The sequence below is a fragment of the Amycolatopsis sp. cmx-4-61 genome (assembly GCF_046548775.1).
Lineage (GTDB): Bacteria > Actinomycetota > Actinomycetes > Mycobacteriales > Pseudonocardiaceae > Amycolatopsis.
Genome location: NZ_JAEBEI010000001.1, coordinates 1,689,290 through 1,714,401, shown reverse-complemented (window position 1 = coordinate 1,714,401; position 25,112 = coordinate 1,689,290). Strand labels below are relative to the sequence as shown.

Genomic DNA, 25,112 nt, shown 5'->3' with positions numbered 1-25,112 from the left:
CCCGCTGGTCAGCCCTACGACGGGTCACTCTCTGCCCGAAACGCATCGGCGCCATCGTCCAAGCAGCCCTCGTCCTGACCCATCACGAGCACCAAGGCCGCTACTGAGAAAACCTCATTGGGGCGCTTGGGTCAGGCGTCGGCGTTCTTCTTGATCTTGTCCGCGAACTGGACCGCCGTCGCCGCGCGCTTGACCTTGCCGGACGGCGTCTTCGGGAGGCTGCCCGCCGGGAGCACCACCACCGCGTACGGCCGCATGTCGACGGCGTCGCGGACGCGGGCCGAGACCTGCTTCATCAGGTTCTTCTCGGCTTCGGCGTCACCCGCCAGCTTCGACTCGACCACCACCGCGAACCGCTCGCGGCGGCTGCCCGCGTCCAGCCGGACCGCCACCGCGTTGCCCGCGCGGACCCCTTCGACCGAGGTCGCCGCGCGCTCGATGTCCGTCGGGTACAGGTTGCGGCCGCCCATGATGATGACGTCCTTGCGGCGGCCGCAGATGACGATCTGGCCGTCCACCAGGTACCCCAGGTCGCCCGTGTCGAGCCAGCCGTCGGCGTCCTGGGTCGCGAGCGGGCCGTCCATGGTCAGGTAGCCGGGCGTCACGGCCTCGCCGCGGAGCCGAATCTCGCCGACCTCCCGCTCGCCCAGCCGCTCTCCCGCTTCGTTCACGATCTCCGCTTCCAGCCCGTCCAGCGGCCGGCCGAGCAGCGCGAACGACCGGACGCTGTCGGTGCCGCGCCGCGGGTCGCCCTCGGGGACCGGCACCGCGCGGTTTTCCGCCTCCAGCGCGTCGGCCTCGATGACGTCCAGGGTGAGGCCGGTGAACAGCGGCGCGAACGACACCGCGAGCGTCGCTTCGGCCATGCCGTAGGCCGGGAAGACGCACTCGGCCGGCATCTTGAACCGCGCGCCGGCGTCCACGAACGTCCGGACGGCGGTCTCGTCGATGGGCTCGGCCCCGTTCAGCGCGATGCGCAGCGTCGACAGGTCGAAGGCGTCGTCTTCGTCCACGCGCGCCATCCGGCGCCCGACGATGGCGTACGCGAAGTTCGGCGCCGCCGTCGTGGTGCCGTGGTACTTCGTGATCAGCTGCGGCCAGATCAGCGGGCCCGAGAGGAACTCGACCGGCGTGATCTTGACCAGCTCGACGCCGAAGGTCATCGGCACGGTCAGGAAGCCGACCATGCCCATGTCGTGGAACGTCGGCAGCCACGAGACCATCACGTCGACGTCGAAGTCGAACTCCGCGCGCTCGACCATGGCCTTGACGTTGGAGTACAGGTTCCCGTAGGTGATCCGCACGGCCTTGGGGTCGGCGGTCGAGCCGCTGGTCAGCTGCAGCAGTGCGGTGTCGCCTTCGTCGGTCGTGACGACGTCCGGGAGCGGTTCGGCGGCGGCCAGCTCGGTGATGAGCTTGAACCCGATGCCCTTCTGCTCGAGCACCGGCGCGAGCTGGTCGAACGGCTCGCCCAGCAGCACGAGGTCGGACCCGATCATCCCGAGCACCCGCACGGTGTCCTCGGCCCACTCGGCCAGATCGGTGCGCGGGGTCGGCTGGTGCAGCATGGTGACGCTGCCCCCGGCGAGCCAGACGGCCTGCACGGTCGGCGCGATCAGCACCGGCGCGGCGGCCAGCACCGCCACGGCACCCCCGCGCTCGAATCCGCCGGCCACGAGGCCGCCGGCGATCCGCCGCGCCTCGGCGTGCACCTCGGCCCAGGTCCGGCGGACCGGCTCCTTCGGCTCCCCGGTGACCATGCCGCGCTGCTGCCCCCGCTGCGTCGCGGTGGCGACGAGCGTGTCCACGAACCTGCTCATAGCGGGAACATTACTGTCTCCGCGTCAACGTCCGCCGCGCAAAGCGGAAAGAGGCTCACTCCAGCAGTTCGGACGTCTCCAGCCAGCGCCCTTCGACGTCCTCGATCTCGCCCTGGACGCCCTTCAGCTCCGCGTTCAGCGCCATCAGCTTCGCCGGGTCCGTCGCGGCCTCGAGCAGCGCCGCGTGGAGCTTCTCCTCCTTGGCGTGCAGCTGGTCGAGCTTGCGCTCCAGCCTGCCCAGTTCCTTCTGGGCCGCGCGCAGGTCCGCCGCCGACTTCTTCGCCTCGGCCTTCTCCACCGAAGGCGCCGCGCCCGCGACCGGCTGAGCGGCCGCGCGGCGGTTCAGGTACTCCTCGATGCCGCCCGGCAGGTGGGTGATCCGGCCGTCGCCGAACAGGGCGACGATCGTGTCGCACACGCGCTCCACCAGGTAGCGGTCGTGCGAGACCACGACCATCGTGCCCGGCCAGCCGTCGAGCAGGTCTTCGAGCTGCTGGAGCGTGTCGATGTCCAGGTCGTTCGTCGGCTCGTCGAGCAGCAGCACGTTCGGCTCGGCCATCAGCAGCCGGCACAGCTGAAGCCGGCGCCGCTCGCCACCGGAGAGGTCCTCGACCGGCGTCCACTGGCGGGCCGCCGGGAAGCCGAGCTTCTCCCCCAGCTGCGACGCCGTCATCTCCTGCTTGCCGAACACCACGCGCCCGGCCACCTGCTCGATCGCCTGCAGCACCCGGAGGTCGCCGGGCAGGTCGTCGAGTTCCTGGCGCAGGTGCGCGAGCGCGACCGTCTTGCCTTCGATGCGGCGGCCGGTCGAGCCCTCGACGTCACCGCCGAGCAGCTTCAGCAGCGACGTCTTGCCCGAGCCGTTGACGCCGACCAGGCCGATCCGGTCGCCCGGCCCGATCCGCCAGGTGACGTGGTCGAGCAGCGTCCGGTCGCCGACCTGGTAGGTCGTGTCTTCCAGCTCCAGCACGGTCTTCCCGAGCCGCCGCTTCGCGAACGCCTGCAGCTCGACGGAGTCGCGCGGCGGCGGGACGTCGGCGATCAGCGCTTCGGCCGCTTCGATGCGGTAGCGCGGCTTGGACGAGCGCGCCTGCGGGCCGCGGCGCAGCCACGCCAGCTCCTTGCGGGCCAGGTTCTGCCGCTTCTCCTCGGCCGTCGCCGCCAGCCGCGCCCGCTCGGCACGGGCGAAGATCCAGTCGGCGTAACCGCCTTCGTACTGTTCGACGCGGCCGTTCGCGACCTCCCACGTCAGGGTCGCGACGGTGTCGAGGAACCACCGGTCGTGGGTGACGACCACGACCGCGATCCGGCGCGTGAGCAGGTGGTCGGCGAGCCACTGGACACCTTCGACGTCCAGGTGGTTGGTCGGTTCGTCGAGCACGACGAGGTCGAGTTCGCCGGTCAGCGCGGCCGCCAGGGAAACCCGGCGCCGCTCGCCACCGGAGAGGTTCGCGGTGGGCGTGTCGAGCCCGATCGCGGTGATGCCCAGTCCATCCACAATGGACCGCACGCGCGCGTCGGCCGCCCATTCGTGCTCGGCGCCGTAGCGTTCGAGCACGACCTCGCCGACGCTGCTGCCGTCCGGCAGCTCCGTCCGCTGGGTGACGACGGCCATCCGCAGGCCGCCGACGTGGCTCACCCGACCGGAGTCCGGTTCGGACAGTCCGCAAAGGACTTCCAGCAGGGTGGTCTTGCCGCCACCGTTGAGGCCGACGACGCCGATGCGCTGCCCGGCCGCGACACCGAGGGAGACGCCGTCCAGCAGCGGCTTCACCCCGTAGGACTTGCTCACCGCCTCCAGGTTGACCAGGTTGGCCATCCGCTCAGCCGATCCTTTCCACGATGACGAACCGGGTCGCCACGACCGGGGTCGTGTCGTCCACGGTGAATTCCGGGTCCTCCAGTGCGGCGCGCACCTGCGCGCCCTGCCAGAACTTCTCGTGCTCCGCGCGCCACTCGGCGACGCTCGTGAAGCCCTCGCCTTCGCCGACCGCGTGCTCGATGTCCACTTCGGACAGCGGGAGCACGCGCACCTCGGCGGTTTCGATGACCGCGACCCCGGCGCCGGCGGAGTCGAGCACCAGTTCCCGGTCACCCACCGAAGGCAACGCTTCGCCGGCTCGCTCGTATTCCGCGAGCAGGGCCGAGGTCGTCGTCTTCTCCCCGGCCAGGATCGCCGCGACCAGCTTGTCCCGCAACGGGCCCGGGAACGCGAACTCCGCGTGCTTCATGCGTGCACCCGCGGCGGGGTCGGCCGGTTCGCGTCGTCTCCGCCGACCACGCGGGCGCCGGGGACCGGGCCGTGGGCGACGCGGACCGTGCGGCAGACACCCGCGCCCGACAGCTCGGCCGCGACCTCCACCGCCGACTGTGCGTCTTCGCAGAGGAACGCGCACGTCGGACCCGAACCGGACACCGTGCCCGCGAGCGCGCCCGCGTTCACCCCCGCCCGGAGCGTGCGACGCAGGCCGGGGCGCAGCGAGACCGCCGCCGCCTGCAGGTCGTTGCCCAGCAGCAGGGCGAGCTGACGGGGGTCGCCCGAGGCCAGTGCCTCGACGACTGGCGTGTGCGAACCGATCCGGGGCGGGTTGCCCGCCGCGCGCAGGCGGTCGAGTTCGCCGAACACCTTCGGCGTCGACAGCCCTTCGGCGTCGAAGGCCAGTACCCAGTGGAACGTGTGCCGCGACAGCACCGGGACCAGCTGCTCGCCGCGGCCGGTGCCCAGCGCGGTGCCGCCGTAGAGCGCGAACGGGACGTCGCTGCCCAGGCCGGCGGCGATCTCGGCCAGCTCGTCGCGGGTGACGTCGAGGTTCCAGAGACTGGCCAGGCCGACGAGCGTCGCCGCCGCGTCGGCGCTGCCGCCCGCCATGCCGCCGGCGACCGGGATGCCCTTGCGCAGCACCACCCGGACCTTCGGCTCGCCGGTGCGGCCGACGTGCGCGGCCAGTGCCTCGACGGCCCGCCAGGCCAGGTTCTCCGGGCCGGTCGGGACCGAGCCCTCCCCCTCACCGTATACCTCGATGCCGGGCTCATCGGTGACCGCGACGGTCACTTCGTCGGTCAGTGACAGCGCCTGGAACACGGTCACCAGCTCGTGGTAACCGTCTTCGCGCAGGTCGTCGACCGAAAGGTGCAGGTTGACCTTGGCCGGGACCCGGACGGTGACTGGGGGCGGAACTACGGCGAGCACCCGACCAGCCTACGTGCCCGCGGAAACGCCCCAATGTGGCCTTCGGTGCGTCTCACGCACCGAAGGCCGCCTTGGGTGCGTCTCACGCACCCAAGGCCGCCTTGGGGCGCTTGGGGCGGGGGTCAGGCAGCCGCGACACCCTGGGGGCCGCGCGCGGTGTGCGTCACGTGGCCGCCGCGCTCGGCGACCCACGCCAGCGCCGCGTCGGCCCGCTCGCCGCGGACACCCAGGCGGAAGCGGCCGACCGGGGTGTCGCCGATGCGGGTCAGGCCGCCGCCGATGGTGGCGAACTCGACGTCGAAGCGGCCCGCGGCCTCGGGCAGCAGCGCCCCGACCGAGGCGAAGCCGACCAGCACGACGTCGGCCGAGCGGTCGTAGCGGGCCGTCTGCGCGCGGGTGGTCTCGATGGCCGGCAGCAGCGCCTGCGCGGTGCGGCTGGCCGGGTTCGAGATCAGGTCGAGCACCGTGCCGCGCTCGACGACCGTGCCGTCCTCCAGCACCGCGACGTCGTCGCAGACCCGGCGGACCACGCCCGCGTCCGGCGTCGTGACGACGACGGTGGTGCCCAGCTCCGAACGGGCCCGGTCGAGGACGGCGAGCACCGCGCCGGCCTCCTCCGGGTCGACACCCGCGGTCGGGTCGTCGGCGAGCAGCACGGCCGGGGCCGCCGCGAGGGCCTTCGCGACCGCGACGCGGCGGAGCTGGCCGGCGGACAGCTCGCCGGGACGCTGCGCGGCGCGCTGCGTCAGGCCGACGAGGTCGAGCAGCGAACCGACCCGGCTGCGGCGCTGCGGGCCGTCGACGCCGAGCTGCTCGAGCGGGGAAGCGATGTTGCCGGCGATGGTGCGCTCGGCGATCAGCTCCGGCTTCGTCGAAACGACGCCGAGCTGACGGCGGATTTCGCGGAGGCGGCGGCCGTCGAGGGTGCCGGTGTTGAGGCCGTCGAGGCGGACGACACCGCGGTCGGGGCGCTCCTGCAGGGCGATGCACCGGGCGAGGACGGACTTGCCCGAACCGGCGGGACCGACCACGCCGAACAGCGAGCCCGCCTGGACGTCGACGCTCACGTCCCGCAGCGCGACGACGGAGTTTCCGTTGGTGGCAAAGGTTTTGGACAGGTTTTCGACCGTGATCACGAAGGCTCCAGAAAACGGGGCGCGTGCATGGCACAGCGCCCGGCCGCAAGCGAGTTCCGTCCTGTTCGGACGGTGCAAGGAGAAGAGGTGGACCGGCTCGGACTAGCTCAGTTGGAGCGCCGACATGCGGTCACGGAGCGGCGGCCTTCGTCGACGACGCGACGCCGGGTCAGGAGCAGGGGGCGAGCTACCCTCTTCATCGAAAACGGCCTCCATCGGTCCTGGCGGTAGCACCTGCCCTGCGGAGGGTGGTTGCTGCGACTTCGGCGAGCCAGGTCTCTCAGTCGCTCGGGATGGACGTATTGAGTAAAACCGATCCCGAGCAGCGAAAGCAAGCCCATCGGCCCAGATCACACGACTGGAGGTGTCCGGATCGCGGGAACGGGGCCTCCGAGGGCGTATTTTCCGCTTCCACTGTGGAGCGGCTAGCGCGCGGCGGCGATCCGGGCGAAGTCGTGCACGTCCAGCTGCTCACCGCGGGTCTTCGGGTCGATCCCGGCGGCCCTCAGGAGTTCGCCGGCCCGCTCGGCCGAGCCGGCCCAGCCCGCGAGCGCGGCGCGGAGCGTCTTCCTGCGCTGTGAGAACGCGGCGTCCACGAGACCGAAAAGGCTGTCCCGGTCCGCGGACGCCGTCGCGTCGCCGCGTTCGAAAGCGACGAGCGCGGAATCGACGTTCGGTACCGGCCAGAACACGGAGCGTGGCACCGCGGCGACCTTGCGTGCGGTGCCGTACCACGCGAGCTTGACGCTGGGCACGCCGTAGATCCGGCTGCCCGGGCCGGCGGCCATCCGGTCGGCGACCTCGGTCTGCACCATGACGAGCCCGGTCCTCAGGGAGGGCACCTCGGCGAGCAGGTGCAGCACCACGGGCACGGCGACGTTGTAGGGCAGGTTGGCGACGAGGGCGGTCGGCTCGCCCAGCTCCGCGCGCGTGACGCGCAGCGCGTCGGCACCGACGACGGTCAGCCGTTCCGCGGCTTCGGGGCCCCGCTCGGCGACGGTCTCGGGCAGCCGCGCGGCGAGCTTGGGATCGATTTCGACGGCGACGACCCGCGCCCCGGTGGCGAGCAGCCCGAGCGTCAGCGAGCCGAGCCCGGGCCCGACCTCGAGGACGACGTCGTCTTCGGTGATGTTCGCGAGTTCGACGATCCGGCGGACGGTGTTGGGATCGTGCACGAAGTTCTGCCCGAGCTTCTTGGTCGGCCGGACGTCGAGTTCGGCCGCCAGCCCGCGGATCTCGGCCGGTCCCAGCAGTTCAACCACCGGTGGAGCTTACTTGAACCCGGAACTCGCGTGATCAGCGGCGGATCTCGCGTGACTGGAGGTCAACTCGCGTGACTGAAGGGTCGACACGCGTGACTGAAGGGTCGACACGCGTGACTGAAGGGTCGACACGCGTGACTGGAGGGTCGACACGCGAAACGGCCCCCGTCCGAGGTGGACGGGGGCCGTTTCCGAAAACGCTGTCAGGCCTTCTTGCCGCAGACCGGCCAGGCGCTGTAGCTGCCGCCGCGGCCGGCCTTGACCTTCTCCGCGATCGCGATCTGCTGCTCACGCGTGGCCTGGTTCGGCAGCGGGGCGTACTGGTCGCCGCCGTAGGCGTTCCACGTCTGCTTGTCGAACTGGAGGCCGCCGTAGTAGCCGTTGCCCGTGTTGATGGCCCAGTTGCCGCCCGACTCGCACTGCGCGATGCGGTCCCACGCGGAACCGTCGCCGATCTCGGGCGTCGGGGCCTGCTTGGTGCCGACGTGGACGATCTTCGGCTTCGGCTGGGTGAGGACCTTCTCGGAGATGCTCTCCCGGCCGGTCTCCTTGCCGTTCTTCTGCGTGACCTTGTAGGTCACTTCCTTCTCACCCGGCGTGCCGGGGTCCTCGACCTGCGTCTTGCCCTTGGCCAGGTCCGGGTCGTCGACGCGCTGCTCGGGCGGGTCGATGCTCTCCTTCTGGGTGACCGTCGAGACGCCGGTGCGGCTGATGTGCACCTCGGCGCCGTCGGTCAGCTTGACGTCCAGACCACCCTCGGCCTGGTCGTCCGGGCCCAGGGTGAGCTTGTACTCGCCCAGGAACTCCTTCGTCGTGACCGCGGTCGTCTTCACCTGCTTCGGCGCGTTGCCGCCGTCGTACAGGGTGATGTTCTTGAGCGTCTTGATCTCGACGGTCGCGCCCTGCAGCGGCAGCTCGCCGTTCTTCGGCATCGACATCCACGTGCCGGCCTTGTCGGCTTCGGCCATGCCGAGCTGGCTCAGCGCGTCGCCGAGGTGGGTCGCGCGGACCCAGGAGGTGCGCTCGACGCCGTCGACGAGCAGCTTCAGCTGGCGGCCGCGCTCGAGCTTGATGACGCCGCCGTCGCCGACCTCGGCCTGCGGGGAGGGGGACAGCGAGTCGTGCTCGCCGACGGACAGGCCCGCGTCCTCGAGCACCTCGCCGACGGTGTCGCCGAAGGAGTGCACGGTGGTCTGCTGGCCGTCGACGTCGACGGTGACGCTCTTGTTCATCGCCAGCGCGGCCGCGCCGCCGCCGGCGATCGAGATCATCACGGACAGGACGGCGCCCTTGAGGAACCGGCGCTTCCAGACCTTGGTGGTCTCGCGGAGGCCCTCGTCCAGCGCGGCCTTGCGGGCCTGCGGCGACGCGGTGCGGTCCGCCTCCACCTCGTCCGGGATGACGATGGGCGGCAGGTAGGTCGTCTCGGCGTTGATGAGGCGGATCAGTTCGTCGACGTCGACGTCGATCTCGGCCATCATCGCTTCGGCATCGGAGCCGAGCGCGGCGAGGATGTCCTGCTGCGTGATGTTCGGGTCGTCGGAGAAGTCGAGCTGGCCGTATGCCGTGTCCTCGAAATGACTGCGTTCGAGGACGGCGGAGCGCGCTCCAGCCTGTCTGCTACCTGTCACCGGGGATCGTTCCCTTTCACGAGACGACGGTCGGGGGCGCCGTCTCTACGACTGGGCGTGACGATCGGCAACTGCTGAGCACAGGTCCGACCGGCACGATCACGGGACAGTAACGGGTCCCGGCGGGTTGCGCAAACACCCCCCGGAGTGTCGTGATCTGGGTCACTCCATCAGGTGGGCGAGCGGGGAACCCCGTTGTCGCAATGCGTTCAACCCGTTGTGACACTGGGGAGTCGGTAGACCCGTTCGGCGGTGGTCCGGACCGCTTCGGCGACCTCGTGGACAGCTTCGCCTCTGAGCGCCGCGAGGTGACGGACGGTGTAAGCGGCGCCGAACGGCTCGTTCGGCCGCCCACGGAACGGGTGGGGGGTCAGAAACGGCGCGTCGGTCTCGACGAGGTACTGCCCCGCCGGGCAGAGCCGGGCCGCCTCGTGGAGCCCTTTCGCGTTCTTGAACGTGACGGTGCCCGCGAAGGAAAGGACATACCCCGCGTCGACGCACTTGCGGGCCATTTCCGCGTCGCCGGAAAAACAATGGAAAATTACGGCATTCGGCGCACCCTCCTCGGCCAGGATGCGCAGGACGTCGTCGTGGGCCTCGCGGTCGTGGATCATCAGCGGCTTGTCCAGCCGCTTCGCGAGGTCGATGTGCCAGCGGAACGCCTCCTGCTGGGCGTCGTGCGGCGAGTAGTCCCAGTAGTAGTCGAGGCCGGTTTCGCCGACGGCGACCACGCGCTCGTGCGCCGCCAGGCGCGCCACCTCGGCCTTTTCGGCGTCGCCGAACTCCTTGGTCCGGGTCGGGTGGATCGCGACGGCGGCCCAGACCCGGCGGTCCCAGGTGGTGGCCTCGGCGGCCCAGCGGGCCGAGGCGAGGTCGTCCGCCACCGTGACGACGCGCGCGACGCCGGCGCGCTCGGCGCGGTCGACCATGGCCGTGACATCGGCCGCGGTGACCGCGCCGCACGCGTCGAGATGGGTGTGCGCGTCCACCACCGACACCGGGAGCCGATCCGGGACCGGCGGCAGCTCGCGCTTCTCTTCACCCATGCGTACTTCTTACTCCTTGATGATCGGCGCCCACTCCGGACCGGTCTCGCCGAGCGCCGGGTCGAGCTTGGTGAACAGCGGCGACGGCTTGGCCAGGGGCTTGCCGACCTCGATCGGCTTCGACTCCCACCTGGCCTGCTCGGCCGCGTAGTCGCCGGTGAGGATCGGGTTGACCCGGCCGGCGATGTCGAGGTCGTCGACCTCCTTCAGCTCCGGCTGGGCGGCCCAGACACCGGTGCCGCCGAGGGCCTCGTGCACCTTCTGCGCCGAGTGCGGCAGGAACGGCGTCAGCAGCGTGTTGGCGTCCGAGACGACCTGCAGCGCGGTGTGGAGCACGGTGTCGCGCCGCGCGGGATCGTCCTTGAGCTTCCACGGCTCCTGGTCGGAGAGGTACTTGTTCGCCGCGGTGACGACCTTCATCGCCTCGCCGGCCGCCAGCTTGAACCGGGACCGGGCCAGGTGCGCGCCCGCGGTGTCGAACGCCTTGCGGGACAACGCCTTCAGCTCTTCGTCGGTCGCCGTCGGGGCCTCCGGGCGCGGAATGGCGCCGACGTTCTTGTGCGCCATCGAGATGGACCGGTTGACCAGGTTGCCCCACTCGTTGGCCAGCTCGAAGTTGGTCCGGCGGACGAACTCGTCCCAGGTGAAGTCGGTGTCCTGGGTCTCCGGGCCGGCGACCGAGATGAAGTACCGCAGCGTGTCCGGGCCGAAGTCGCGCAGGAAGTCCTCGACGTAGATCACGCGCCCGCGCGAGGTCGAGAACTTCGAGCCGCTCATGGTGAGGAACTCGCTGGAGACGATCTCGTCCGGCAGGTGCAGGCGGCCGTACTTGCCGGGCTCGCCGCCCTTGTCGCCCTCGCCGTTGTGGCCGAACAGCAGGGCAGGCCAGATCTGGGCGTGGAAGGTGATGTTGTCCTTGCCCATGAAGTAGTACGACCGGGCGTCGGCGTTGTTCCACCACTCCTGCCACGCGTCCGGGTTGCCGGAGCGCCGCGCCCACTCGACGCTGGCCGAGAAGTAGCCGATCACCGCGTCGAACCAGACGTAGAACCGCTTCAGCGGCTGGTCGCGCCAGCCGTCGAGGGGGATCTTGACGCCCCAGTCGAGGTCGCGGGTGATCGGCCGCGGCCGCATGTCGTCGATCAGGTTCTTGGTGAATTTGAGGACGTTCGGGCGCCAGTCGGTCTTGGTCGACAGCCAGTCGCCGAGGGTCTTGGTGAACGCGGGCAGGTCGAGGAAGTAGTGCTCGGTCTCGACGAACTTCGGCGTCTCGCCGTTGATCCGCGACTTCGGGTTGATCAGCTCCGCGGCGTCGAGCTGGTTGCCGCAGTTGTCGCACTGGTCGCCGCGGGCGCCGTCGTACCCGCAGATCGGGCAGGTGCCCTCGACGTAGCGGTCGGGCAGCGTGCGTCCGGTGGACGGGCTGATCGCGCCGCGCGTGGTCTTCGGCACGACGTAGCCGTTGCGGTGCAGCGCCAGGAAGATCTGCTGCGTCACCTCGGCGTGGTTGCCGGTGGAGGTCCGCGTGAACAGGTCGTAGGACAGGCCGAGGCCCTGCAGGTCGTTGCCGATCTGGCGGGTGTACTTGTCCGCGGTCTCCTGCGGCGTCGAGTTCTCGTTGTCCGCCTGGACGGTGATCGGGGTGCCGTGTTCGTCGGTGCCGGACACCATGAGCACCCGGTTGCCGGCCATTCGCTGGTAGCGGGAGAAGACGTCGGACGGGACGCCGAATCCGGACACGTGGCCGATGTGGCGGGGGCCGTTGGCGTAGGGCCAGGCCACCGCGGTCAACACAGGGGTGCTCATACCTTATTAGCCTACGGAGGGCGTCACGTGCTTTGTCGAGAGGGAGGCCCGGTTGTCGACGACACGCCTGCTGGTGCTCGGGGTCGTGCGGATGTACGGCCGCGCGCACGGCTACCAGGTGCGGCGTGAGCTGTTGAGCTGGTCGGCGGACAAGTGGGCGAACGTCCAGCCCGGGTCGATCTACCACGCGCTGAAGAAGATGACCGCCGAAGACCTGCTGGAGCCGGTCGACGTGGAGCCGGGCGCCGGACCGGACCGCGTCGCCTACCGGCTCACCGAGGACGGCGAGCAGGAGTACCAGGTGCTGCTGTCGAAGGCGCTGTCCGATCCGTCGCTCAACCACCCGGACCTGTCGGCGGGGATCTCGCTGATGACGTCGTTCCCCCGCGCCCGCGTGATCAACCTGCTCCGGCACCGGCTCGTGCACCTGGAGGCCGAGCAGCGGCAGGCCCGGATGATGCTCGAAGAGGTGAAAGCGAGCATGGAACTGGGCACGCCGGAACACGTCGGCGAGCTGTACCGGCTGTGGGGCGGCATCACCGACGCGAGCCTCGCCTGGCTCGAAGGCCTGATCGCACGGCTCGAAGCGGGCGAGTACGTGATGTCCGACGAGGACGACGCCGCGTTCGGCACACCACCTTCCTGGTAATCAAGTTTGACTAGCCGGTCGATCTCGGGCACAGTGTGCGGATGCGCTAGTCAACTTTGACTACCTTCGAGAGGGGTTCTCATGATCACGGCACGCGGTCTCGAGCGGCGGTTCCGCCGCAGAGGCCGCTCTGGGGGCGAAGTACACGCGGTGAGAGGCGTCGACCTCGACGTCGAAGCGGGCGAGCTGGTCGGCTTCCTCGGGCCCAACGGCGCCGGGAAGACGACCACGCTGCGCATGCTGACCACGCTGCTGAAGCCGACCGCGGGCACCGCGACCGTCGGCGGCTGCGACCTGCTGGCCGATCCGCTGGGCGTGCGCAAGCGCATCGGGTACGTCGCCCAGGGCGGCGGCAGCGCGCCCGAAAGCAAGGTCGCCGACGAGCTGGAGCTGCAGGGGCGGCTCTACCGGATGAGCAAGGCCGACGCGATCGCGCGGGGCGCCGAACTGGCCGAGCAGCTCGACCTGACCGGGCTGGACCAGCGGCTGACCAAGACGCTGTCGGGCGGCCAGCGGCGGCGGCTCGACATCGCGCTCGGACTGATCCACGCACCCGGCCTGGTGTTCCTCGACGAGCCGTCGACCGGGCTCGACCCGCAGAGCCGCGCCAATCTGTGGGACCACATCCGCCGGCTGCGCGCCGAACAGGGGGTCACGGTCTTCCTGACGACCCACTACCTGGACGAGGCCGACGCGCTGTCGGACCGGCTGATCGTCATCGACGACGGCCGGATCGTGGCCGAGGGCACCCCGGACGCGCTGAAGGCCCGGGTCAACGGCGACCGCGTCGAGGTGGGCGTCGACCCGGAGCAGGCCACGGACGCCGCCGAGATCGCGGGCCGGCTCGCGGGCGCGCAGGAGCTGGCCGTCGACGGCGGGGAGGTCCGGTTCCGGGTGCCGCGCGGCGACGTCGCCCTGCCCGAGCTGCTGCGGGCGCTGGACGCGAAGAGCATCCCGATGCGGTCGGTCCAGGTGCACCGGCCCACGCTCGACGACGTTTTCCTGACCCTGACCGGGCGTTCGCTGCGGGAAGCGGAGGAGGCCGGCCGTGCTGCGTGACACCTGGCTGATCTTCCGCCGCGAAATGACCGCGGCGCTGCGCAACCCGACCTGGGTGCTGATCGGGATCATGCAGCCGCTGCTCTACCTGTTCCTGTTCGGGCCGCTGATGGTCAAGGCCATGCAGGCGCAGGGCCTGTCCGAAGTGGACGGCTGGATGCTGCTCACCCCGGCGCTGATCGCCCAGCTGGCGTTGTTCGGCAGCTCGTTCGTCGGCTTCGGGCTGCTCGCCGAATACCGCTCCGGCGTCGTCGAACGGTTCCGGGTGACGCCGGTCAGCCGGGTCGCGCTGCTGCTGGGCAAGGTGCTGGCCAGCGCGCTGCAGGCCGTCGTCCAGGCGCTGCTGATCATCGCGCTCGCGTACCTGGCGTTCGACCTGGACGCACCGGTCGGCGGCGTGCTGCTGAGCCTGCTGATCGTGTTCCTGCTCGCGGTGTCGCTGGCGTCGTGCTCCTACGCGCTGGCGCTGACGCTGAAGAGCGAGGAGACCTTCCCGGCCCTGCTCAACGCGGTGCTCATCCCGCTGCTGCTGCTTTCGGGGATCCTGCTGCCGATCACGTCCGGGGTCGCGCCGGACTGGCTGTACACGATTTCGCAGATCAACCCGTTCCGCCACGTCGTCGACGTGGAGCGGAACACCTTCCGCGGCGACTTCACGATGGACGCCCTGTTCACGGGCGGTGTCGTGGTGCTGGTGATGGCGCTGTTGTCCCTGTGGTGGGGAACACGCACCTTCCAGAGGGAAAACGCCTGATCAACCGCGCGCGTGTTCACTGCGGGTCCGCTCCCGGCGACGTATGGTGTGCTCTCCACCGACAGCCGGGGGCGGACCGTGACAGAGCCGGAGAGTGAGCTCGGCATCTCGCTGTCGCACCGCGAGCGCGTGACCGACTGGCAGGCCGTGCGGGCCGCACAGACGCGGTTCGTGTCGGTGACGATCAGCGAGAACGTCAACTGGAGCAACCCCGCGGCGGAGCGCAACCTGGCCGGCGCGCAGGAGGCCGGGCTGCACGCCGGCGGGCGGCACTACGCGCGGCCCGGCGCGGTCCACGACCAGGCGGACTTCTTCGTGCGGACGGCCAGCAGGCTGGGCGCGTTCGCCACCGGCTCGCTCGCACCGGCCTTGGAGGTGGCCGCACCCAGCGTCGACGACCGGTTCGTCAAGGCGTGGATCAAGCACGTCCGGCACGCGGCCCGCATCGAGCGGGTGCTGGTCTACGCCGACTTCGACTGCTGGCAGCACCGCCTGCACCCCGACCGCTGGGCCGACAGCGAGGTCGTGCTGTGGCTCGTCCGGCACAACGGGATCCCGGGCCGGGCGGGCTGGTTCCACTCGCGGCTCGGGGTGCACCAGCACGCGTACGCCCCGGACGTCCCCGGCATCGCCGCGCCGGTGGAGCAGAACGCCGTCGTGTACCCGTTCACATTGGGTGATTTGCTGCTCTGACGTGTGGTGGTATGTCGCCATGCGCGTGACGAGCAGGCCGCTCCGGACGAATGTCACGCCTGCGCGCGCTTTTTCGTTACTCGCTCACCACGCGGCTTCGCGCGGGTTGCCGCCGCCGGCGATGCTGTCGGGTGACTGGTTCTCCGCCGAAGCGGTGATCGCACCTTCGCTCGCGGTCGTTCCGGGTGAGTTCCCCTCCTGCGAGGAGGTCGACGGCCCGCCGGGCGTGCTCGGCGGGGGCTGGTTCGGGTACCTCTCGTACGACCTGGCCGACCCGTCCGGCCGGACCGGCGCGCTGCCCGCGTCGGCGTGGGGGTGGGCGGACCACGTGCTGCGGTGGTCCGCGTCCGGGACGTGCTACCTGGAATCCCTCGACGGCGGCGGACCATCGATGTCCACAATGGAGTCGCTGCTGGCTGCTCCGGTGCCGTCTTCGTCGTGGACCGCCGGGCCGTTGCGGCGTCCGCTGCCTTCGGAACACCGGGACGCGGTGAAGGCGTGCGTGCACGCGATCGAGGCCGGGGAGCTGTTCCAGGCGAACATCTGCTCGCGGTTCACGGGTTCGTTCTCCGGGTCCTCCGCAGCCTTGTTCGCGGCCGGGATTTCTTCGCTGTCCCCGCGCCGGGCGGCCTTCTTGTCCGGCTCCTGGGGATCGGTGGTCTCGTTTTCGCCGGAGTTGTTCCTCGCGCGGCACGGGCGTTCGGTACGGTCGACGCCGATCAAGGGGACGCTTCCCCGGCGCGGCCCCGCGGACGACGGGAACGCTCGGCTGTTGCGTCAGTCCACCAAGGACGTGGCGGAGAACGTGATGATCACCGACCTGGTGCGCAACGACCTGGGCCGGGTGTGCTCCGTCGGGTCGGTGACGGTGCCGTCGCTGCTGGACGTCCGCCCGGCGCCGGGGGTCTGGCACCTGGACTCGACGGTGACCGGGGTGCTGCGACCAGGCGTGCCGGATTCCGGGCTGCTTTCCGCGACCTTCCCGCCGGGCTCGGTGACCGGGGCGCCGAAGATCCGGGCGCTGGACCTGATCGCGGCCCTGGAGCCCTGCGGCCGCGGGGTGTACACGGGCGCGATCGGGCTCGTGTCGCCGGTGGCGGGACTGGAGCTGAACGTCGCGATCCGGACGTTCGAGATCGCCGCCGGCACCGTGTCGCTGGGTGTCGGCGGCGGGATCACGGCGGATTCGGACCCGGAGGCGGAGTGGCAGGAGTGCCTCCATAAGGCGGCACCCCTGGAACGCCTACTTGCCGGGGTCGAGCAGTAGCTTCCCGACGGTCTTGCGGGACCGGAGGGCCTCGTGCGCGCCGCGGGCGTCCGACAGCGCGTACTCGCCGCCCGGGATCGCCTTGAGCTTGTTCTGGATCACCAGGTCGAACAGCTCGGTGAGCGCGGTCCCGAAGACGTTGCCGGGCAGCCGGAAGACGTGCGGCAGCCACATGCCGCTGATGGTGGTGCTGTGGCCGAGAACGTTGCGCAGCTCGACCGGCTTCGGGTTTTCGCGACCGGCCATGCCGTAGAAGGCGAGCCGCCCGAAGGGCGCGAGCGCGGCGATGCTCTGGTCGGTGGTGGTCCCGCCGACCATGTCGAGCACGACATCGACCCGGCGGCCGCCGTTCGCCTCGATCAGGACGGCGGTCATGTCTTCGGCGCGGGAGTCGACGGCGACGTCCGCACCGAGCTCGAGGGCGAGGGCGCGCTTCTCGTCGCTGCTGGCGGTGGCGATGACGCGGCCAGCACCCCAGGCCTTGGCGAGCTGCACGGCAACGGTCCCCACCCCACCGGCGGCGGCGTGCACGACGACCGATTCGCCCTTTTCGAGGTGGGCGTTCTTGCGGAGCAGGACCCAGGCGGTGGTGCCCTGGACCAGCATGGAGAGGGCGGTGAGGTCGTCGATGCCGTCCGGGACGGGGAAGGTGGTCGCCGCGGGGGCGACGGCCTTCTCGGCGTACCCACCGCCGCCGTTGAGCAGGGCGACGACCCGCTTGCCGTCGTGGGTGCCGACGACTTCGCCGCCGGGAACGAGCGGCAGCTTGCTGGGGGCGAGGTAGGAGTTCTCGGCCTGGTGGGTGTCGGCGTAGTTGACGCCGATGCGCTCGACGTCGATGAGCACCTCACCGGGGCCGGCGACGGGATCGGGCAGCTCGACGGGGGTGAGCACCTCGGGCCCGCCGAACTCGGTCACCTGCACTGCGCGCATGTCGCTGTCCCTCTCCGTACTTGGGTGTGAGACATTCTGGCATATGTCTCAGGAGTTCGAGCGGGCGCGTGAGTGGTTCCTGGCCGGCCGCCGGGTGGACATGGGCGAGCTGGCGGAGGAGCTGTCGATCAGCCGAGCGACCCTGCACCGGCGGGTCGGCTCACGGGACCGCCTGCTGGGCGAGATCCTGTGGTCGCTTTCGTCGGCTTCGATCGCTCTGCTGTGGCCGTCGTGCGTCGGCCGAGGTGCGGCGGGGGTGGCGGACTTCGTGAGCGGATACGTCCGCTTCGCGAACGACTCACCCCCGTTCCGGGACTTCTTGCGCCGAGAGCCGGAGCGGGCATTGCGGCTGTTGACGACGCGCGCAAGCGTTTGCCAGCAGCGGACGACGGCCCGGCTTTCGGACCTGCTGGCCGGCGAGGTGGCAGCGGGGCGGTTGGTGCCGCCGTTGCCGGTGCCGGACCTGGCTTACCTGCTGGTGCGGATCGGGGAGTCGTTCGTGTACACGGACGTGATCACCGGGGATGCGCCCGATGCGGAAAAGGCGCATGCCGCGGTGACCGCGTTGTTGACGTGAGCCGACGACGAAACTTCAGCCCGCCCCAACGATGTTGATCGACCAGATGTCTCCGATTCCCGGTGAGTCATCGCCGATATCACCACCGGAGACCACATATATCATCACATGCCGACCGACCACTCGGTAGCACCGATATCCAGCCCGATTATCCCCTTCCGCCAAATTCAGTGAACACCTTCGAATAAGAGCTGCTTGCAAATCATCGAGAGCAACGGTGTCAGCTTCTGCCCGCTGCCCGATCGGCAAGACACCGGTGGCCCCAATGCCAGGATCTCCGGCCAGCCGGTGCAGCTGCACCGAAATTGTCTCACATCGATCCGAATACAGGTTGAACTCCAGCATCCCGTAGTCAAGCCGGAGGGCTTTTCTATCCCTGTCGGCGAGCAACTCCGCCCCGAGGGCCTCACGGATCTGCGCCGAAGAAGACCCGAGACCGACACGCGCCACGGAACCGGCGCAGACAATCTCGGACAAGCTCTCGAGCAAGGTCATCAGATCTTGCCCAACGCCGTGATGAGCATCTTCATTTCGAATGCGCGGTTTCTGCTGTTCCCCCAGTTATGACTGTTCATGTGTTCCATCGCCGATGTAGCCTGGTCAATCAGGCTGTCTCGAATAGAAGGGTTGTTCATGACCGCATCTCGCGCAGCTGACACGTCTCGCGCACTGGCCGTTACACTGCCCAGCCTGATCGGCTTGAACCCGACTCCACCCAGATGGTTCGGGAAAACCCGAACTTCGGCTTTGCCTACATGCACGTGGGCTCCCTTTGTCGGCCAGTCGCCATAGCTCGGGGAGACTCGGACGTTCGGCGCCGCGCAGTTGTGGACCAGGACCGAGACCGCGCCGGCGCCAGCGCCGACGTAATAGTCGTGGACCGAATCCACCGTGAGGTCGTAGACCGGCGCCTGCTGCTCGAAGTGGCGGACCGACTTGACCTCGACCGACCGACCATCCGCCGAGTGTAGGTGCTCGCCGGCGGTCAGCGAACCGATCGCGACCCAGTCACCCACCTCTTCCACCCACACGGGGTGCCAGTCCGTGGCCGTCAGCGAGGCACCCGAGTCCAGGGTGAGCTCGGTGCGTTGCTGCTCGTCGCTGTGGACGAACGTACCGACCACCTTGTGCTGCTCGGCAGCACCGGTCGCCGGATCGGTCGTCGTGACCACGTCACCATCGACGACCTGCTCGATCGGCTTCGTCGAGCCATCGGCCAGCAGAACCTGCGTACCCGCCACGAAACTGTGCAACGGACACGAAGCACCGCTCTCAGCAGCTTCCGAAGCTCCGGCCTCGGCGCCCTTGGCCTCCTCCGCTCCGTGGGCGACCTCCGAAACAGCGTGCTCGGCATCAGCCGCCGCGTTGGCGGCCTTGTCCGCGTCGACCAGGACCTTCTCCGTGTCGACGATGACCTTCTCGGCCTTCTCGACCTCCTTGCCGAACGTGATCAGGGCCTTTGCGCCCTTCCAGAAGTCCGCGATGATCTCGCCGGCCTTCAGGATCTTGCCCCACGGGATGAAGTTGATCACCGTGCGGACGCACGCGCCGAACGCTCCCTGCGTCACGCAGTCCTTGATGTCGTCCCAGCCGATCAAGCCCTTGATCAGCTCGCCCGCCGCTTCGACGAACACGTCCCACTTGGACTTCTTCACCACCGCCTGTGCGTCCTTGTAGGCCGCCGTGTTGACGTTGTGGGCCGCCAGGTACTGGTCGTGGGCCGTCTTCCCGCTGCGCTTGTCGATCTCCTGCTGCGTGTGGTGGCCCACCACGTTGCAGTTCGGGTTCCAGGAACAGCCCTCCGCCTGCGGTGTGCCCGGATTGCACAGGAGGCCGTCCGACCCCATCGAGTGACACGCCGACAGCCCCGACGGGTCCGACTCCGTTGCCGGCGAGTTGTTCGCGTACGCGTACGCGTTCAACGTCTGGGGCAGGTCCGGGGTCAGCACCGGGTCCACCTTCGTGAACCGGCCCGTCACCGGGTCGTACTCGCGCGCGCCCAGGTGGGTCAGGCCCGTCGTGTCCTGGTAGCCGCCCACAAACCCGTGCTTGTCCGGCCACGTCGACGTCTGCGCCCGGACGTTGCCGAACGGGTCCGTGTAGCGCTGGTTCGGCTGCAGCGTCCCCTGCGTGATCGACAGGCCGTTCGTGCCGTGCAGATCGCCCAGCATCCAGCGCAGCCCGGACGAGCCGACGCGCTCGGCCACCTGCGTGCCGCCGTGCGCGTAGAACCGGATCGCCGTCGACGCGTGCGTGCCGGCCGTCTGGAAGACCTCGAGGTCGCCGATCGACAGGGTGGCGCCCGTCGGGTCGTGGGCGATCAGGCGGTTGCCGTCCGCGTCGTAGACGTACGAGCTCTGGCCGCCCTTGTCCGTCTCCGTCGCCGTGCGGCCTTCGGCGTCGTACGTGAACGTCTGCGTGTCGCCGCCGACGTTGCGCGTCTCCACCGAACCGGCCTTGTCGTAGGTGTAGCCAGCCGTGGCCGTGCCGTTCGGGCCCGCGGTGTCCGTCTTCTGCAGCGCGTGTGGCCGGACCGCCGTGGCGCCCGGCGCCGGGTACGTGTACGTCGTCGTCACGTCGCCGGCGGCCTTGTGCTCGACCTGCGTCTTGCGGTTGCCCGTCTTGTCGAACGTGTAGCTGTTCCAGTACGGTGCCGCACCGCCCAGGGTGGACGACGACTTCGCCGTCGCGCAGTCGCCCGAAGACGGCGTCCACGCGTCCGTCATCCGCTGCAGGTAGTCGTAGTCGAAGCACTGGATGTCGGCCGCCGCGCCGGCGGGCGTGTCCGCGATCTTCCGGACGTTGCCCGCCGGGTCGTAGGTGTAGGTCCGCTTGGTCAGCTCGGCGCCGACCTGCGTCTCGCGGCTCACCGTCGTGGTCTGCGCGCGCCGGGTGACCTGGTCGTACGTCTGCGTCACGCCGACGTTCGACACGGACGTCGCGCTGTCCAGCTGCAGGGTCGACATCTCGTTGAGCGACGTGTAGCCGGTCGACGACACCAGGTCCGTGCGGGCCCCGGTCGTCGAGTCGAGCGCGTACGTCGTCGAGGGCAGGCCCAGGTCGGTGTACGTGTGGATGACGTTTTCCTGGTGCAGGTTGCCCGCCGCCGGGCTCACCGTCTTCGCGATGGCGCCGGTCGCCGTGTACGCCGTCGAGAACTCGTACGTGCCCTTGAGCGCGTCCTCCTTGGCGGGGATGTCGACGGCCGTCTTGGTGGGCCTGCTGAACCCGTCGTAGGCGACGACGCGGTTGGTGTAGCCGTCCGTGCCGTCCCAGCGGGTCGAGGAGGCCGGCAGGCCGAGCCCGTGCAGCACGGTGTCGTACGTCCAGGTCGCCAGCTGCGGTCCGGTGTCGGAGTCCTTGTTCTCGCGGATCTTCCGGCCGAGCGTGTCGTAGGTGTAGACGAGCGTCTAGTTCCGGGCGTCCGTGGTCGTCTTGAGCTGCCCGGCCTGGTCGTAGGTGAACGTCGTGCGCCCGGCGTCCGGGTCGTTCTGCTCGGCCTTGCGGCCGCGCAGGTCGTACTTGGTCGACCAGGTGTTGCCCGACGCGTCCTGGACCGAGGTCAACGCGCCGGCCGCGTTGTAGGTGTACGTCGTGACGTCGGCCGGGTTCGCGCCGCCCGGCGTGTAACCGTCGGTGTACTGCAGCCGCTGGACGGTCTGCCCCTGCGCGTCGGTGACCACTGTGGACGGTGAGCCGCCCGCGGGCGGGATCGTCGTGGTCCGCTCACCCTCGTACCGGGTGCTGGTCCGCCACTGCTCGACGCTCTTGGACAGCAGGATCGACGCGGTCGGCCGCGCCCGGCGGTCGTACTCGGTGACCGTCTGCGCCAGCACGTCGTTGTCCGCGGCCCCGACGAGCGTCTCGTTCGGCCCGGACGCGTCGTTGTAGAACGGCGCGTTCGTCTTGAACTGGAGACCGCGCGAGTCGTAGAGCGTGTCGGCGATGATCCGGCCGCCGCCCTGGGCCGGGACCTGGGTCTGGCGGACCCGGCCGAGCTTGTCGTAGATCGTGTACGAGTCGGTGTAGTTCCCCGTGTCCTGCAGCGTCTTCGTGCGCACGAAGACCGGGCCGGTCTGGCTCATCCCGTACTCGAAGGTCGCGCTCGCCGTCTGGCTCGCCTTGAGCCGGCCCGGGTTCCAGACCGCGGCCTTCCGGCCGAGGGCGTCGTAGTCGATGTCCGTCCGGACGCTGTTGACGTCCACCGAGGCCGTCGGGTTGCCGCGCGCGGGCTCGAGGGTCGTCGTCGCCGTCCAGCCGAGCGGGTTGGTCGTCTTGATCTGGGTGACGGGGCCGCCGGTGAACTCGGTCTTGGTCAGGTTGCCGAAGACGTCCCACGCCTGCGTTTCCCGGCCCAGGTCGTCGTAGTCGTTCTTCGCCGTGGCGACGTAGTGCTTGCCGCCGGCGTCCCACGTGTCGAGAGTGTCCTGCTCGGTGATGTCACCCTTCGTCGGCGCCGCCCCGACGGCCTGGTGGTCGTAGGCGACCTTGACGTCGGTGATGCTGTTCGCCGCCGTCTGGGTGCCGGCGCAGTTGCCGCCGAACATCACGGCCTCGCTCGACCGGTCGAACATTCCGGCGTCGTTCGCGACGAACGTCGTGTTGGTGCAGGTGTCGTCGGCCGGGGCCGACGTGTCACCCAGGTCCTCGACCTGGGTGGCCATCCCGTTGTCGTTGAACTTCTTGTTCACCTGCGTGCGCCGGTAGGTCCTGCCGTCCGACAGCAGCGTGCGGCCGCGCACCGACTGGGTGTCGATCATGTACGCCTTGAGGCGCCCGTCGGAACTGGTCGCCGTCGGGCCGCGCAGCCACGGGTCGTTGACCGACCCCGAGTCGATCGTCCTGCCGTCGTCCAGCTTCGTCCGGGACTCGCGGACGAAGCCCTGCAGCGGGTCGGCGTCGGTGATGGTGCCGCCGTCGGAGTCGGTGACCACCTCGCCGTCCATGCCCCGCAGGTACAGGGACTCGGTGACGGTCTGCGTCGCGCCCGGCGCGCCGATCGACGTGGTCACGACGTTGTAGCCCCGCCACTGGTTCCAGGTGCGGCGGTCGTCCGGGGTGAACTGGCTGTCGTCGTAGTGCCAGGCCGCGCTGTCGGCGGGGTAGCTGTAGTGGGTCTCGACCGGGATCGCGTCGCCCGGGCCGTCGTCCTCGGTGACGTCGGTGACGACGTACTTGTGGAACCAGTCCAGCACCGGGTCCTTCGACTCGGGCGGGCTCCAGTAGGAGGCGAAGCAGCGGAACTTGTCCGTCTGCGGCGACGCCGGCATCTTCGTGCCCGGCACGCAGTCCTGCGCCGAGTACGTCACCGAGATCCGGCTGCCGGTCTCGGTGCGGATCTCCTTGAGGCGGCTGCGGGTGATCGCCGCGTACTTGTCGCCGAGCGTGTCGACGCGGTTCGGGAAGATGTAGCGGTCGAACTGCGTCGGCGGCAGGGTGATCGCCGGGGTGGCGGCCTTCCCGGTGCGGGTGACGGAGTTGAGCCACGGTGCCGGCGGCGCGTTGTCCCCCGACGCCGGGTAGGACTGCACGAGGTCCCACTGGTCGATGTCGTGCGGGGTCGTCCCGGTGAAGTACTGGGTCCGCACCGCGGTCAGGCGCTTGCGCGTGAAGAAGGCGGGCGCGCCGTAGTCGCAGGTGGCGCCCTCGGCGCAGATCTGGTCGAACGGGACGTCCGGCCAGTGCGCGGCGTTCGCGGCCGTGAGCTTCGCCGGGGCGCAGTCGAAGGACGCGTCCGGGATGCAGCGCTCGGCCGTGTCGAAGACGACCTGGTTCGTCGGCCCGGTGCCGTAGACGCTGCCGTTCACCAGGCGCAGGCCGTATTCGAGGCGCAGCGGGTAGCCGCCCGCCACGTACGACGTGCCGGCCGAGGTGACGTTCAGGTTCAGCCCGTAGGAGTTCTTCTCCGGCTGGTAGTAGTACGTGCTGACGTTGCCGTGCGGGTCGACGGAGTAGTCGAGGTTCCAGCGCCAGCCCTGCTGGCACCACGAGTGCGCGAAGTCGCCCGCCTTGTAGCAGTCTTCGCCGTCGTTGTTGCCGAACACGGGAACCGTCCACGCGGACTGCGTTTCCGGCTTGCCGCTGGTCCAGCCGGGCAGGTGGTTGAGGCCGAAGTAGTACTGGGTGCCGTCACCGGTCGTGACGCGCCAGTGCTGGCCGTGGGAGACGCCGTTCGCCGCGCCGGTCAGGAGCTCTACCTTCGACCCGTCGTCGCTCTTGGGCCGCCACAACGTGTCGCTGACCTTGATCAGCTGCGTCGACCGGCCGCCGAGGACGAGCGAGGCGTTGTCGGGACCCCAGCACTGGTCGCCGGTCTTCGTCTGGCCGTTGTTGCCGCCGAGGTCCTCGCTGCAGCCCTTGTAGTGGCGTTCGATGAACCCGCCGGGCGTGAAGTCCCAGCCGTCGCCGATCCACGACGCCTGGTTGTTCGTCGCCGACGTCAGGCCGTCGATGCTGCCCGAGGAGTAGCTCAGCGCGAGGTTGGGTGCGGCGCCGTTCGGGGCCTTCGGCGCCCCGAACGGGTAGCTGTAGGTGAAGTCGCCACCCGAACCGCCGCCGGACCAGTCCCCGGCCGCCGAGAGCGGCATCGCCGTGGGCGTGCCCGCCGACCCGGACGTGGTGGCCGCGGCCGCGAGCACCTGCGTCTGCCCGCTGGGTGCGACGTCGGCGCTCACCTGCTTCGCCTTGGCGTCGTTGGCCGAACCGGCGATCGGCGTGCGCTTGCGGCACTCCGCTTTGTCCGGTGTGGACAGTGCACACGCGGGCAGCGTGAACAGCCGGAGCCGGTCGCTCCAGCCGCCGCCGTACGCGTTCGCGAACCCGCTGTAGTCGAGCGCGACGCGGACGGGGCCGTCGGCGGCGCCGGTGACCGCCAGGACGACGCCGTCGAGCCCGAGCGCGTCCGCCGCCTGGTGGCCGGCCACCTTGACGTGCACCTGGGCGGGCTTGGCCGCGGCCGCCACCCGGCCGAGCCGCACCGGCGTGTCCGCCGCGCGCACCGGCTGCGCGGCGGCCGACGGCGCGAGCTGGACGTCGGCGTCCTTCTCGGCCGGCCAGACCGGCGGCGTCACGGGCGGCGTGCCGATCTTGATCTCCGGCAGCTTCCCGGGCGCCACCGGCCGCACCGGGATGCTCTTCTCCTTCGGCCCCGGCGGCACCGACCAGCCGCCGGGCGTGACCGGCGCGGCGACGGCCGTGCCGCCGGAACCGAGCAGGGCGACCACGAGCACCGCCGCGGTGAACCGGGACGAGCGGCCCAGCCGGGCCCAGCGGGCAGTTCTGCGCATGAC

19 protein-coding genes and 1 riboswitch are annotated in these 25,112 nt (G+C 70.1%); of the genes, 6 read left to right on the top strand and 13 right to left on the bottom strand.

Features of this window, described 5'->3' with window-relative positions; translation table 11 throughout:
• Positions 1 to 131 precede the first annotated feature (131 nt).
• The 9 genes from ACLJOU_RS08400 to metG all read right to left on the bottom strand — a co-directional run bounded on the left by ACLJOU_RS08400 (position 132) and on the right by metG (position 11,891).
• The gene (locus ACLJOU_RS08400) at positions 132 to 1,820 is read right to left on the bottom strand and encodes a fatty acyl-AMP ligase (protein ID WP_410564629.1); all 1,689 of its coding nucleotides are present in this window, start codon (positions 1,818 to 1,820) and stop codon (positions 132 to 134) included.
• Positions 1,821 to 1,875: 55 nt separating this feature from the next.
• Positions 1,876 to 3,639, bottom strand: a complete 1,764-nt coding sequence (locus tag ACLJOU_RS08395) for an ABC-F family ATP-binding cassette domain-containing protein (protein ID WP_410564628.1) — start codon at positions 3,637 to 3,639, stop codon at positions 1,876 to 1,878.
• A 4-nt stretch (positions 3,640 to 3,643) separates the two neighbouring features.
• Positions 3,644 to 4,051 carry an ASCH domain-containing protein gene (locus tag ACLJOU_RS08390; protein WP_410564627.1) on the bottom strand — a complete coding sequence of 136 codons (408 nt, stop codon included), beginning with the start codon at positions 4,049 to 4,051 and terminating at the stop codon, positions 3,644 to 3,646.
• Positions 4,048 to 5,010, bottom strand: a complete 963-nt coding sequence (locus ACLJOU_RS08385; RefSeq protein WP_410564625.1) for a 4-(cytidine 5'-diphospho)-2-C-methyl-D-erythritol kinase — start codon at positions 5,008 to 5,010, stop codon at positions 4,048 to 4,050. Before ACLJOU_RS08385 ends, ACLJOU_RS08390 begins: the two co-directional genes overlap by 4 nt.
• Positions 5,011 to 5,132: 122 nt before the next feature.
• The gene (locus ACLJOU_RS08380) at positions 5,133 to 6,146 is read right to left on the bottom strand and encodes a methionine ABC transporter ATP-binding protein (protein ID WP_410564624.1); all 1,014 of its coding nucleotides are present in this window, start codon (positions 6,144 to 6,146) and stop codon (positions 5,133 to 5,135) included.
• Between the two features lie 209 nt (positions 6,147 to 6,355).
• Positions 6,356 to 6,446, bottom strand: a riboswitch (SAM riboswitch).
• 125 nt (positions 6,447 to 6,571) lie between these two features.
• Positions 6,572 to 7,408 (bottom strand): 16S rRNA (adenine(1518)-N(6)/adenine(1519)-N(6))-dimethyltransferase RsmA, encoded by an 837-nt coding sequence (rsmA, locus tag ACLJOU_RS08375; RefSeq protein ID WP_410564622.1) that lies wholly within the window; start codon positions 7,406 to 7,408, stop codon positions 6,572 to 6,574.
• Positions 7,409 to 7,611: 203 nt separating this feature from the next.
• On the bottom strand, positions 7,612 to 9,039 hold the full coding sequence (locus ACLJOU_RS08370; RefSeq protein ID WP_410564620.1) for a transglycosylase family protein: 1,428 nt from the start codon (positions 9,037 to 9,039) through the stop codon (positions 7,612 to 7,614).
• Positions 9,040 to 9,248: 209 nt separating this feature from the next.
• Positions 9,249 to 10,085 carry a TatD family hydrolase gene (locus ACLJOU_RS08365; RefSeq protein ID WP_410564618.1) on the bottom strand — a complete coding sequence of 279 codons (837 nt, stop codon included), beginning with the start codon at positions 10,083 to 10,085 and terminating at the stop codon, positions 9,249 to 9,251.
• Between the two features lie 9 nt (positions 10,086 to 10,094).
• Entirely contained in the window at positions 10,095 to 11,891 is a 1,797-nt protein-coding gene (gene metG / locus ACLJOU_RS08360) for a methionine--tRNA ligase (RefSeq protein WP_410564617.1), read from the bottom strand.
• 52 nt (positions 11,892 to 11,943) lie between these two features.
• Here metG and ACLJOU_RS08355 point away from each other — a divergent pair, with 52 nt between their 5' ends.
• From ACLJOU_RS08355 to ACLJOU_RS08335, 5 genes are all read left to right on the top strand, one after another.
• The gene (locus ACLJOU_RS08355; RefSeq protein ID WP_410564615.1) at positions 11,944 to 12,540 is read left to right on the top strand and encodes a PadR family transcriptional regulator; all 597 of its coding nucleotides are present in this window, start codon (positions 11,944 to 11,946) and stop codon (positions 12,538 to 12,540) included.
• An 81-nt stretch (positions 12,541 to 12,621) separates the two neighbouring features.
• Positions 12,622 to 13,599: an ATP-binding cassette domain-containing protein gene (locus ACLJOU_RS08350; protein WP_410564613.1), complete on the top strand. Its 978-nt coding sequence runs from the start codon at positions 12,622 to 12,624 to the stop codon at positions 13,597 to 13,599.
• Positions 13,589 to 14,353 carry an ABC transporter permease gene (locus ACLJOU_RS08345; RefSeq protein ID WP_410564611.1) on the top strand — a complete coding sequence of 255 codons (765 nt, stop codon included), beginning with the start codon at positions 13,589 to 13,591 and terminating at the stop codon, positions 14,351 to 14,353. The genes ACLJOU_RS08350 and ACLJOU_RS08345 overlap by 11 nt, the downstream gene beginning before the upstream one ends.
• A 78-nt stretch (positions 14,354 to 14,431) precedes the next feature.
• Complete coding sequence (locus tag ACLJOU_RS08340; protein ID WP_410564610.1) at positions 14,432 to 15,046, top strand: glycoside hydrolase family 25 protein; 615 nt, start codon at positions 14,432 to 14,434, stop codon at positions 15,044 to 15,046.
• A gap of 19 nt (positions 15,047 to 15,065) precedes the next feature.
• Positions 15,066 to 16,313 (top strand): aminodeoxychorismate synthase component I, encoded by a 1,248-nt coding sequence (locus tag ACLJOU_RS08335; protein WP_410564608.1) that lies wholly within the window; start codon positions 15,066 to 15,068, stop codon positions 16,311 to 16,313.
• Here ACLJOU_RS08335 and ACLJOU_RS08330 read toward each other — a convergent pair.
• Complete coding sequence (locus tag ACLJOU_RS08330) at positions 16,290 to 17,246, bottom strand: quinone oxidoreductase family protein (protein ID WP_410564606.1); 957 nt, start codon at positions 17,244 to 17,246, stop codon at positions 16,290 to 16,292. The genes ACLJOU_RS08335 and ACLJOU_RS08330 overlap by 24 nt on opposite strands.
• 43 nt (positions 17,247 to 17,289) lie before the next feature.
• On the opposite strand from ACLJOU_RS08330, the gene ACLJOU_RS08325 reads away from it, so the two are divergent.
• Entirely contained in the window at positions 17,290 to 17,823 is a 534-nt protein-coding gene (locus ACLJOU_RS08325; protein WP_410564801.1) for a QsdR family transcriptional regulator, read from the top strand.
• Between the two features lie 15 nt (positions 17,824 to 17,838).
• Here ACLJOU_RS08325 and ACLJOU_RS08320 read toward each other — a convergent pair whose 3' ends face one another.
• The 3 genes from ACLJOU_RS08320 to ACLJOU_RS08310 all read right to left on the bottom strand — a co-directional run bounded on the left by ACLJOU_RS08320 (position 17,839) and on the right by ACLJOU_RS08310 (position 25,109).
• Positions 17,839 to 18,318 (bottom strand): hypothetical protein, encoded by a 480-nt coding sequence (locus ACLJOU_RS08320; protein ID WP_410564605.1) that lies wholly within the window; start codon positions 18,316 to 18,318, stop codon positions 17,839 to 17,841.
• A complete protein-coding gene (locus ACLJOU_RS08315; protein ID WP_410564604.1) occupies positions 18,318 to 21,137 on the bottom strand; it encodes an RHS repeat-associated core domain-containing protein in 2,820 nt (939 codons plus the stop codon). Before ACLJOU_RS08315 ends, ACLJOU_RS08320 begins: the two co-directional genes overlap by 1 nt.
• A 96-nt stretch (positions 21,138 to 21,233) precedes the next feature.
• On the bottom strand, positions 21,234 to 25,109 hold the full coding sequence (locus ACLJOU_RS08310) for a hypothetical protein (protein ID WP_410564603.1): 3,876 nt from the start codon (positions 25,107 to 25,109) through the stop codon (positions 21,234 to 21,236).
• Positions 25,110 to 25,112 lie beyond the last annotated feature (3 nt).

Coding starts and splice junctions, on each gene's coding strand:
- ACLJOU_RS08335 (WP_410564608.1), top strand. CDS start 15,066: ATGCGCGTGACGAGCAGGCCGCTCCGGACGAATGTCACGCCTGCGCGC.
- ACLJOU_RS08320 (WP_410564605.1), bottom strand. CDS start 18,318: ATGACCTTGCTCGAGAGCTTGTCCGAGATTGTCTGCGCCGGTTCCGTG.
- ACLJOU_RS08330 (WP_410564606.1), bottom strand. CDS start 17,246: ATGCGCGCAGTGCAGGTGACCGAGTTCGGCGGGCCCGAGGTGCTCACC.
- ACLJOU_RS08365 (WP_410564618.1), bottom strand. CDS start 10,085: ATGGGTGAAGAGAAGCGCGAGCTGCCGCCGGTCCCGGATCGGCTCCCG.
- ACLJOU_RS08350 (WP_410564613.1), top strand. CDS start 12,622: ATGATCACGGCACGCGGTCTCGAGCGGCGGTTCCGCCGCAGAGGCCGC.
- ACLJOU_RS08310 (WP_410564603.1), bottom strand. CDS start 25,109: ATGCGCAGAACTGCCCGCTGGGCCCGGCTGGGCCGCTCGTCCCGGTTC.
- ACLJOU_RS08325 (WP_410564801.1), top strand. CDS start 17,290: ATGTCTCAGGAGTTCGAGCGGGCGCGTGAGTGGTTCCTGGCCGGCCGC.
- ACLJOU_RS08395 (WP_410564628.1), bottom strand. CDS start 3,639: ATGGCCAACCTGGTCAACCTGGAGGCGGTGAGCAAGTCCTACGGGGTG.
- ACLJOU_RS08400 (WP_410564629.1), bottom strand. CDS start 1,820: ATGAGCAGGTTCGTGGACACGCTCGTCGCCACCGCGACGCAGCGGGGG.
- metG (WP_410564617.1), bottom strand. CDS start 11,891: ATGAGCACCCCTGTGTTGACCGCGGTGGCCTGGCCCTACGCCAACGGC.
- ACLJOU_RS08390 (WP_410564627.1), bottom strand. CDS start 4,051: ATGAAGCACGCGGAGTTCGCGTTCCCGGGCCCGTTGCGGGACAAGCTG.